Source organism: Pseudomonas sp. FW305-E2, assembly GCF_058782925.1.
In genome coordinates this window covers 45,923-55,544 of sequence record NZ_JBYSYE010000012.1, presented here as the reverse complement: position 1 = coordinate 55,544, position 9,622 = coordinate 45,923, and the positions used below count along the sequence as shown (strand labels likewise).

General features: G+C 59.8%; 10 protein-coding genes. All 10 read left to right on the top strand.

Annotated elements, in window-relative coordinates; all coding sequences use genetic code 11:
* Positions 1–143: 143 nt before the first annotated feature.
* The 10 genes from tssB to AC3WLP_RS12360 all read left to right on the top strand — a co-directional run bounded on the left by tssB (position 144) and on the right by AC3WLP_RS12360 (position 9,584).
* Positions 144–647: a type VI secretion system contractile sheath small subunit gene (gene tssB / locus AC3WLP_RS12405; protein ID WP_088512738.1), complete on the top strand. Its 504-nt coding sequence runs from the start codon at positions 144–146 to the stop codon at positions 645–647.
* A 17-nt stretch (positions 648–664) separates the two neighbouring features.
* Positions 665–2,155 carry a type VI secretion system contractile sheath large subunit gene (gene tssC, locus AC3WLP_RS12400; protein ID WP_019436866.1) on the top strand — a complete coding sequence of 497 codons (1,491 nt, stop codon included), beginning with the start codon at positions 665–667 and terminating at the stop codon, positions 2,153–2,155.
* Complete coding sequence (gene tssE, locus AC3WLP_RS12395) at positions 2,152–2,562, top strand: type VI secretion system baseplate subunit TssE (protein ID WP_014753480.1); 411 nt, start codon at positions 2,152–2,154, stop codon at positions 2,560–2,562. The genes tssC and tssE overlap by 4 nt, the downstream gene beginning before the upstream one ends.
* Before the next feature lie 3 nt (positions 2,563–2,565).
* A complete protein-coding gene (tssF, locus tag AC3WLP_RS12390; protein WP_088512739.1) occupies positions 2,566–4,332 on the top strand; it encodes a type VI secretion system baseplate subunit TssF in 1,767 nt (588 codons plus the stop codon).
* On the top strand, positions 4,296–5,312 hold the full coding sequence (tssG, locus tag AC3WLP_RS12385) for a type VI secretion system baseplate subunit TssG (protein WP_088512740.1): 1,017 nt from the start codon (positions 4,296–4,298) through the stop codon (positions 5,310–5,312). Before tssF ends, tssG begins: the two co-directional genes overlap by 37 nt.
* On the top strand, positions 5,309–5,878 hold the full coding sequence (locus AC3WLP_RS12380; protein ID WP_088512741.1) for an FHA domain-containing protein: 570 nt from the start codon (positions 5,309–5,311) through the stop codon (positions 5,876–5,878). The genes tssG and AC3WLP_RS12380 overlap by 4 nt, the downstream gene beginning before the upstream one ends.
* Positions 5,875–6,672, top strand: coding sequence for a type VI secretion system lipoprotein TssJ (gene tssJ / locus AC3WLP_RS12375; protein ID WP_088512742.1), 798 nt, complete (start codon positions 5,875–5,877; stop codon positions 6,670–6,672). The genes AC3WLP_RS12380 and tssJ overlap by 4 nt, the downstream gene beginning before the upstream one ends.
* 55 nt (positions 6,673–6,727) lie before the next feature.
* The gene (gene tssK / locus AC3WLP_RS12370) at positions 6,728–8,065 is read left to right on the top strand and encodes a type VI secretion system baseplate subunit TssK (RefSeq protein ID WP_088512743.1); all 1,338 of its coding nucleotides are present in this window, start codon (positions 6,728–6,730) and stop codon (positions 8,063–8,065) included.
* Between the two features lies 1 nt (position 8,066).
* Positions 8,067–8,936 carry a type IVB secretion system protein IcmH/DotU gene (gene icmH, locus AC3WLP_RS12365; RefSeq protein ID WP_088512744.1) on the top strand — a complete coding sequence of 290 codons (870 nt, stop codon included), beginning with the start codon at positions 8,067–8,069 and terminating at the stop codon, positions 8,934–8,936.
* A gap of 132 nt (positions 8,937–9,068) precedes the next feature.
* Complete coding sequence (locus AC3WLP_RS12360; RefSeq protein ID WP_012052029.1) at positions 9,069–9,584, top strand: Hcp family type VI secretion system effector; 516 nt, start codon at positions 9,069–9,071, stop codon at positions 9,582–9,584.
* Positions 9,585–9,622 lie beyond the last annotated feature (38 nt).

The following is a 9,622-nucleotide window of genomic DNA, read 5'->3' as shown; positions in this document are numbered from 1 at the left end:
AATTCCGTGCATGGTTTTCATAGGAAACGAACAAACAAACCCACCCCATTAAACATATGTGAGAATCTTCCTACAAGATCGGAACAACAATAAACACAACTAGCACCTGAACATCCTACAACCCAACAGGGAGTTGCGTACCGATGTCTAAAAATACGGGATCCGTTGCGCTGAAAGAACGCGTCAATATCAAGTATGTGCCCGCTACCAGCGATGAGCAGGCCGAGGTGGAGCTACCGCACAAGATGCTGGTGCTGGGCGACTTCGGCCTGGATGACAGCCGTGCGCTTGAGGACCGTCAGGTCATGCGCATCGATAAACATACATTCAACAGCGTGTTGAACGACGCCAACGTAAGCCTGGACGTAACGGTACCGTCCAGGCTTCGCACCGCCCCGGATACCGAGCTGGCCGTCCACCTGCAGTTCAGGTCCATCAACGATTTCGGGCCGGACCGGATCGCGCGCCAGGTGCCCGAGCTGAACAAGCTGCTGGCGCTGCGCGAAGCACTGGTCGCCCTGAAAGGCCCGCTGGGCAACGTCCCGGCCTTCCGCAAGCAATTGCAGCACCTGCTTAACAACGAGCAGGCGCGTAAGCAGCTCGCCCAAGAACTGGACCTGGTGCTCGAGGCGCCAGAAAAAGATTGAGACAACGGAGCGTCCCCATGCCCAAACCAAGCAGCACCGCCATCACCACAGACGCAACGGCCGACACATTGAGCAATGCCACCCTGCTCGACCAGATCATGGCAGAAACCAAACTGGTACCTGCCCAGGAGGGCTACCAGATTGCCAGGCAGGGCGTATCTGCCTTCATCACCGAAATCCTCAAGAGCAATGATCCAGATCAACTGATCAACAAGCACCGAGCCGACCAGATGATTGCCGAGATCGACCGAATGCTCGGCAAACAGATGGATGCCATTTTGCATCAGCCTGAGTTCCAGCAGCTTGAATCATCATGGCGCAGCCTTAAACTTCTGGTCGACCGCACGGACTTCAGGGAGAACATCAAGCTTGAAGTCTTGCATGTCACGAAAGAGGACCTGCTCGACGACTTCGAAAATGCTGCTGACATTACCTGCAGCGGTATCTACAAGCATGTTTACACCGCGGGTTATGGCCAATTCGGGGGAGAGCCGGTTGCGGCCATGGTAGGCAACTACAACTTCGGCCCCTCTTCCCCTGACATCAAGTTGCTAAGTTACATGGCCTCCGTTGGCGCCATGTCCCATGCCCCTTTTCTTGCTGCTCCTGCCCCCGAATTCTTCAATTTGAACAGCTTCGAGGAGCTGCCTAACCTCAAGGAAATAAAAGACCTCTTCGCCGGCCCTCGGCATGCCAAGTGGCGCGCTTTTCGTGAAAGCGAAGACGCCCGCCACGTCGCCCTGACCGGGCCGCGCTTCATGCTTCGCTCCGCTTACCACCCGCAGGAACAACCGATCGAGAGCTTCAACTACAACGAAGACATCGCCGGGCAGCACGACAACTACCTGTGGGGCAATTCTGCTTTTCTGTTAGCCAGTTGCATCAACGACAGCTTCGCCCGCTACCGCTGGTGCCCGAACATCATCGGCCCCCAATCCGGCGGTGCTGTCGAAGACTTGCCGGTCCACCTGTACGAATCCCTGGGCCAGTTGCAGGCCAAGATTCCTACCGAGGTGCTGATATCCGACCGCAAGGAATTCGAACTGGCCGAAGAGGGCTTCATCGCCCTGACCATGCGCAAAGACAGCGACAACGCCGCGTTCTTCTCCGCCAACTCGGTACAAAAGCCCAAGCACTTCCCGAAAACCCCTGAGGGGCTTCAGGCACAGACCAACTACAAGCTGGGTACCCAGTTGCCCTACCTGTTCATCGTCAACCGGCTCGCCCACTACATCAAGGTGCTGCAGCGCGAGCAGATCGGCAGTTGGAAAGAGCGCCGTGACCTTGAGTCCGAGCTGAACAAATGGATCAAGCAGTACGTCGCCGACCAGGAGAACCCGTCTGCCGACGTTCGCAGCCGCCGGCCGCTGCGTGCCGCCCGTATTGAGGTCTCGGATGTTGCGGGTGACCCCGGCTGGTACCAGGTTTCGCTCGCCGTACGTCCGCACTTCAAGTACATGGGCGCGAACTTCGAGATTTCCCTGGTCGGGCGGCTCGATACGCAATGAGTGGTCTTTTTGATCGCCTGATGGTGGACCAGTGCATCTGCCGAGAGGCCTCCCGACGCGAGAGCGCTTCCCACAAGTTCGCCGCCATCAAGCGCCACCTCGAAACGCTACTGAATGCCCGCCAGGGGTGCTCCCAGAGCAGCCCTGAGCTGGGCCTGCGCGACTTCAACGGGCATGACGTGAGCAACGGCGACTTGCTTGTGCAGGTGAGCGCGGATATCCGCCGCACACTCCAGCGCTTCGAGCCGCGCATACAGGTACGCACGCTCAACGCAGTGCCCGATACCCTTGCCCCGCTGGAGCTGCATTTCAGGCTGGATTGCCTGGTACAGGTCAACAACCACGCAGAGCAGCTGCAACTCGAGCTGCTGGTCGATGGGCACAACCGCTACACGCGCGTGAGGTGACCGATGTCACTGAGAGACCGTTTCAGCGAAGAACTGCGTTACCTGAACGAACTGGGGAACGACTTTGCCAAGGACAACCCACAACTCGCGCGGTTGCTTGGCAAAGGTGCCAGCGACCCCGATGTCGAACGCCTGATGGAAGCCTTTGCGTTCCTGACCGCCAAGCTACGGCTGAAGCTGGAAGACGACTTGCCAGAGCTGACCCATCCCATGCTGCAGTTGCTCTGGCCGAACTACCTGCGGCCGCTGCCCAGCGCGACGATCATCAAGTTCAGCCCGGTGAGGCAATCCCTCAGCCAGTCACAGCGCATCCCAAAGGGGTCGCGGCTGTTCTCGAAACCGGTAGACGGCGTGGCCTGCGAGTTCCGCACCTGTACAGCGGTCAACATTCATCCGTTCGAGATCGACACGGTGGCAGCCACCCAGACATCCGACAGTTCCGTGATCTGCATCGGCCTTCAATCACTGGCCGAGCGGCCGTTGAACAGCCTGGGCTGTACCAGCCTCGACTTTTACCTCAGCGGCGATGCCCGAACCGCTCGCACGCTTTACCTGTGGGTTTCCCAATACCTCAAGCATGTCAGCGTGAGCATCAATGACGTGGTTCGTCGGCTGCCGGCAAACAGCATCGCATTCCCAGGGTTCAGCCCCAACGACGCCTTGCTGCCTTATCCACAGAACGTCTTTGATGGCTACCGCATCCTGCAGGAATACTTCGCGTTCCCTCAACGTTTTCACTTTTTCAGCGTTACCGGGCTGGAAAAAATCTGGCCAGCTCATGGCAGCCAGCAGGTAAACCTCGAATTTCACTTCACGCGCCAGCTACCCGACTCGCTGCGTGTCGGCAAAGCAGATTTCCACCTGTTCTGCGCACCTGCGGTCAACCTGTTCCAGCACAGCGCCGAGCCCATCGACCTGTCCGGCAAGGACGCCATGGTTCCACTGAAGCCCAAGGGCACAGCGCCGCACGGCTACGAAATCTTCAGTGTCGACCAGGTGATCAGCACCCGAACGACGACTGACGGGAACACCGGTGAGCACCTTCGGACCTTCCGTCCCTTCGAGTCATTCGCCCATGAAATCGAGCACGTCCAGGGGCGCACGGCGCTGTATTACCGCTGCCAGCTGGAAGAGTGCCTGCACGGCAATGGCGTCATGCATCGAATCGCCTTCGTCCGCGCCGACGCCAACAGCTACATAGGCGAGCTGGAAACCGCGTCCATCGACCTCACCTGCACCAATCGGGACCTCCCGCTGGCGCTGGGCATTGATGACATCAACATTCTGACCGAACTTACGCCGCCTCTGGCCACCTACACCAATCTCTGTACACCCACCCGCCCCTGTCGCCCGGTGCTGGACGGCCAGTTGCAGTGGGCATTGATCTCCAACATGTCGCTCAACTACCTGTCCTTGCTCTCGGTAGAGCCGCTGAAAGCGGTGATCCGCGCCTACGACTTCATGGCCCTGCACGACATCCAGCAGGCCCGCACCACCCGTAAACGCCTGGAAGGTATACGCGACATTCATACGCAGCCCATGGATTGGCTGATCAAGGGGCAACCCATTCGCGGCCTGCACACCCGGCTGAAACTGGACCAGACCGCCTTCCTCTGCGAAGGCGACTTGTACCTGTTCAGCTGTGTGCTCGCTCATTTTTTCGCCCTGTACGCCAGCATCAATTCCTTCCACCAGCTGGAAGTGATCAACACCACCAATAACGAGCACTACACATGGCCAATACAGACCGGCAAGCAACCGCTGATCTAGCCGACAAGCTGCTTTGCGAAGCGCACCAGTACAACTTCTTCCAGTTGCTGGAGCGGTTGCACGGGCTGCATGGCGATGACCTGGAACCCCGTTGGCCGGACAAGGCCACCCGGCGGCGCGTGCGCCTGGCCTGCGACCCACGCCTGACCTTCCCTGTATCGGACGTGTACAAAGCCCAGCGAATGCCCGCTGAGGAAGCGCGCTACCGCATCATTGCCACGTTCCTGGGGTTGCACGGCACCGATTCGCCATTGCCCACCTATTACCTGGAACAGGTGGCGTATGAACATGCGCATGGCATCGGTGTACGCCCGGCCTTCTTCGACTTCTTCAACCACTACCTGCTCAGCCTGTTGCACCGTATCTGGCGCAAGTACCGCTATTACATCCGCTTCCAGCCAGGTGCCAGTGACGGGTTCTCGCAGTACGTGTTTGCCCTGCTTGGGCTTAACGACAAGCAGTTACGAGGGGACACGGCGCTGCCCTGGAGCCGCCTGCTCAGTTTTGCCGGCGTCATCGCCAGCCGCAGCCGTGCGCCGGGCACTGTGGCCGGCATCATTGCGCACTGCTTCGACCTCAATCAGGTGCACATCCGCGAGTTCGAGACGCGATCAGTCGTCACGCCGTCCAGGCAGCTTGCAAGGCTGGGGCGGACCAATGGCCAGCTGGGCAGCACGTTCATGATTGGCAGCCGCACGCGCACTCGCAGCAGCAAGTTCACCATCGTGATCAGCGAACTCGACCAGACACAGCTGCGGGACTTGCTGCCCAGCGGCATCAACTTCGGCCGTTTGCGTGCACTGATCGACTTTCTGCTGCGTGACGGGCTGGCCTACGACCTGGAACTGCGCCTTAAGCAGAGCGCGTTGTCCCCCTTCTGCTTGCACCGCAGCCAGGGCGCATACCTGGGCTGGACCAGCTTCGTCGATGACCGGCATGGCCAGATCAGCCCGGTTGTACGCATCCGGGGGCGCTCATGAACACAGTCACCTTGAGCATCACCAACCTCGACCAACTGCAGCACGGCGTTACTGCTCGGCACCTGTTCGATTGCAAGGGCGGCACCATCGGCAGCGGGCGAGCAAACTGGCAGATCAATGACCGCGATCAGACCGTTGCGTCCATCCACTGCGAAATCCGCTGGATCGAAGGCAGCTTCTGTGTGATCGACCACTGCCACCGTACCTACCTCAATGGCAGTGCCAACAGCCTGGGGCCGCTTCCACCCAGACGCCTGGTTGAGGGTGACCAGCTTCTCATTGGTACCTATCGGCTACAGGTTCAGTACACCCAGGATCAGGCCTGCACGCGCTCGCTGGAGGACCTGTTCAACCCGGACCCGAGGGTGCTCGACCGCCTGATAGCGCAAGCGCCTGCACCCGCTTGGCCGGCACAGCCTTCTGCCCCCCAACCAGCCGTCGAGATCTGCTCGGTCTTCAAAGCAGCCATGGGGAATGACCCTCTGGCAGCGCTGGACGCAGCAGACGGTGAAGGGGCGCTCCGAGAAAGCCCGCTGCAGCGCCTGATTGCCGGAGCATACCCATGAAACCTCATCCACTTCTGCTCGCCACCCTGTTGCTTGCGCTGGTCGTGCCCACCGGCTGTACCTCTTTGAGCAGAATGAGCCAGGTGGCCATGGACCACTCGTTGCCCATCGGGCCGCCCAAGGATCACCCGACCGAGGTCGCATTCAGCATCAATGCCAGCCCTACCCTCAACGGCAATCCGAACAGCCTTGACGTCGCAGCCGAACAGGATAGCGCCCTGGAGCCCAGCCCCTACGCTGTAACCCTGAGTGCTGGCGACCCCTATGCGTTGACCGAAAAAATCGGGGTTCTGTTCGAATACCTGCAAGCGCAATTCCCGGCCATGTCCCCCGTCGAGCTGGACGAAGGAGACGAAAGCGACCCGGCGCGCTCACCCCTGGAAGAAAGCGGCCCCGGCAGCTACGACGACCCTCAGGTGGCGTTGACCTTGCCGCGCACCACAAGCGTTGCCTCAGCGCTGGTCGCTACGCCCATTAACATCACGATCCTGCAACTGCGCGATGACTCACTGCTGCGCAACACCGTGTACCAGCTACTGGAGCAGGACCCGGCCAAGGCGCTGCGCAGTACCTACATCCGCAGTGACGATTACCTGCTGCGCCCTGGCCAGTTCAAGTACATCCCGTTCGAGCCTATCCACGCCGAAACCCGCTTCGTCGCGGTGATTGCCGATTACCGAGGGCATGAAAACGCCAGTTGGCGGCAAGTTCTGCGCATTCCGCCGCGTGGCCGCCAGATCATGCTGTCGGTGCTGGTCAACGACACGCACATCGTGCTCAAGGAAGAAGACTGATGGCGCCTCGACACCCTTTGCCCTTCCTGCTTACTCACGCTGACACGGAGCGCCCATGAGTTCACGCAATCCCGTTCTCTGGCCCGAAGGCCTGTTCGTCAAACCACAGCATTTCCAGCAGGCGACCAGGGCCAGCGAAGCAGCCCTGCACCAGCGCCTCGCCAGCCTCAACGCAGCCTTCTACGGCTTCAGCGAACTTCAGTTGAGCGACGAATACCTGAGCCTGGGCAAAGTCGCCATCACCCGGGCGCGCGGTGTGATGCCGGACGGCACGGTGTTCGACATTCCCGCCGACCTGCCGCCACCGCCGCCGCTGGGAATCGGCGACGACGCGTGCCAAGACAGTGAGGTGTATCTGTGCCTGCCGCTGCGTACCGATGGCGGCCGCGAAGTGAGTTGGCCCGACAATGCAGCCAATTTCCGCTATACCGCCCAGGCACAGGAAATCAAGGATACCCACACCGCTGACGGTGACCTGGTGCAGGTAGACCTTGCGGTGCCCAACCTGCAGCTCAAACGCAAGACCGAAGACAGCAGCGCCTACACCCGCCTGGCCCTGGCACGTATTCTGGAACGGCGCCCCGACGGCAGCCTGCAACTGGACGAAGCGTTCTACCCCACCAGCGTTTCGGTGCGGGCGGTGCCAGCGCTGCAGCGGTTTCTTGAAGAAATCACCCATACCTTGCGCGAGCGGGCGCGCGGCCTCGCCACGCGGATTGGTGCATCGGGCCAGTCCGGGATCGCCGACATTCGCGACTTCAACCTGCTGCAGGCAATGAACCGTTGGTGGCCATGCTTCCAGCATCTGGCCAGGCAAGCGCAAACGCACCCCGAGCAGCTGTACCTGTGCATGAGCCAGGCCTGCGGCGAATTCGTCACCTTCACCGACCAGAACAGGCTCCCGCAGGAGTACCCCGCCTATCACCACACCGCGCTGCGCACCTCTTTCAAACCACTGGAAGACACCTTGCGTCGGTCTCTGAGCACCGTCTTGCGGCCACGCGCTGTTTCACTACCGCTGGAGAGCGAACAATTCGGTGTGATGACAACCACGCTGGAAGACCGCCGGCTGATCGACGAAGCCGACTTCATCCTCGCCGTGCGCGCCAGCATGCCACCACAGGCGTTGCGCCAGATGTTCATCCAGAAAGCCAAGATCACCTCACTTGAGTCACTGAATGACCTGGTGCCGCTGCAATTGCCGGGCATCCCTTTGTTGCCATTACCCGTGGCGCCCCGCGACCTGCCCTTCCATGCAGGCTTCAGCTACTTCGAGCTGGACCGACGTGACCCGGCCTGGGCGTGCATGAGCAAGGCGAATGGCTTCGGCATCCACATTGCGGGCGACTTCCCAGGGCTTGAACTGCAGTTCTGGGCGATCAGGAGTGAGTGACATGGGAAAAGACAACAATACGCCCACCGATGAAAACAACGCTGCAGTCAACGCGCTTGATTCAACCCTTGAACAGCCAGTACCCGCCCCCCGGGCTGCGGCAACCAATGCTCAAGTATCCACGGACAAACCTGAGCCTGAGCCCGTTTCCGAAGGCTACCCCGCTGACCCGGAATTTCAGCTGCGGGGCGGCTTCGCCAACCTGATGCTGGATGCCGCATCACCGTTGTTCGGCTTGGTTATACGCCTGCGTACGCTGGACGAGCTGCCAAACATCCAGGACGTGCACCAGCAAGTGCGCGGCCAGATCGACAACATCCAGGAAGAAATGCGCCAGCACGGTTACGAGCCGGCTCAGTTGCTGGCGTACTCCTACGGTCTGTGCCTGTTCATAGACGAGGCCGTTATGGAGCGCCCCTGGGGCAAGAGCAGCTGCTGGAGCCAGGAGCCGCTGCTCAGCATCTTCCACGACGAGACCTGGGGTGGAGAAAAAATCTTCACGGTGATTACCCGCCTGATGCAGGAGCCCAAGCGTTATCAGGACGTACTGGAGTTCATGTACTACGCCCTGTGCCTTGGGCTGAAGGGCAAGTACGCGCTCGCGCCGAAAGGCAAAGAAACACTCAACGCATTGATTCACCAACTGCACGGGATCATCCGCGAACTGCGCGGCCCTACCCCCGAAGAAGTCTGCGACCCCTATACCAATGTGGCCCCACGCAACTTCCGCATGAACCGGCAATGGCCCTGGTGGAGCCCCTTGGTGATTTCCGCCGTCGCCATGGCGGTGGCTTACAGCATCTACAGCTATCGCCTGCACCTGATTACCACCGAAGTGCTGGAGTCGCTGAACGGCATTTTGCAGCAATAGCCAACCGTGACACAGCACCACTGAATTCAACGAATTAGCGAGGTTTTTGCCTCGCTGACAAGCCCATCGTTTCCGATGGCCACGCCACCGTGGTGCGCGTGCTTTACCCACATGGACGCAGGAGTAACTGCCATGCCAACACCCGCTTACATCAAGATCGTAGGCCAGACCCAAGGCAACATCACCGCTGGCGCCTTCACCGCTGACTCCGTCGGCAACGTGTTCCAACAAGGCCATGAAGATCAAATTCTGGTTCAGGAAATCAAGCATGAGGTGACTACGCCCACTGACCCCCAGAGCGGTCAACCGAGTGGCCAGCGCGTGCATAAGCCTTTCATATTCACCAGTTCACTGAACAAAGCTACCCCCCTGATGTATCAGGCACTTGCCACCGGCGAAATGCTGCCAACGGTCGAAGTCAGCTGGTATCGCACCTCGGAGGAAGGCAAGCAAGAGCACTTTTTCACGACCACGCTAGAAGACGCCACCATCGTCAGCATCAATACCGTGCTTCCCCATGCACTCGACAAAGACAATGAAAACTACACACAACTGATTGAAGTATCCCTGGCGTATCGAAAGATCACGTGGGCTCACGATGTAGCCAATACCGAAGGTTCTGACGACTGGCGCAATCCGATCGCCTGATCTAACTGAAACGCCCCAGGCAGGCTCGCTCTGCCTGG